This window comes from Citromicrobium bathyomarinum (assembly GCF_021021475.1).
GTDB lineage: Bacteria > Pseudomonadota > Alphaproteobacteria > Sphingomonadales > Sphingomonadaceae > Alteriqipengyuania > Alteriqipengyuania bathyomarina.
The window spans coordinates 1-428 of record NZ_JAINWL010000012.1 but is presented as its reverse complement, the minus strand read 5'-3'; the positions used below and the strand labels follow the sequence as shown (position 1 = coordinate 428).

General features: G+C 62.4%; 1 protein-coding gene. It reads right to left on the bottom strand.

The genetic code is table 11. The annotated features are described in order from the left end of the window. Nucleotides 1-347, bottom strand: a 347-nt coding sequence (locus K7H93_RS15920; protein WP_230784449.1) for a polysaccharide biosynthesis/export family protein, incomplete at its 3' end; no start/stop codon positions are given. Nucleotides 348-428 lie beyond the last annotated feature (81 nt).

Sequence of the window (428 nt, the reverse complement as noted above, 5' to 3'; positions counted from 1 at the left end):
GGATACAGGCCCGGGGTCTCGACCTCGCCCGACACGGTCACCACCTGGCTGACCGAGTTGACGATGTTCACTGTCACCTCCGGATCGCGCACGTAACGCGCATCCAGCGCCCGCTCCACATCCATCGCCAGCTCGCCCGCGGTCTTGCCGCCAGCCTCGACCGTGCCCAGAAACGGCAGCGCAATCCGCCCGCTCGCATCCACCTGCACATCGCGCGTGAACTCGGGATAGTTGAATACCTCGATCCGGATCGTGTCCAGCGGACCAATCAGCGCAGGACGATCCGGCGCCACCAGATCATCCCGATTGGGAATAGGCAGCCCATCCGCAGCCTCCACCACCGTCATACGGTCCGTCGATACCAACGGCTCACGAGAACCGCACCCCGACAAAACCAGCACACACAATAGCAATATCAATCGATGCAT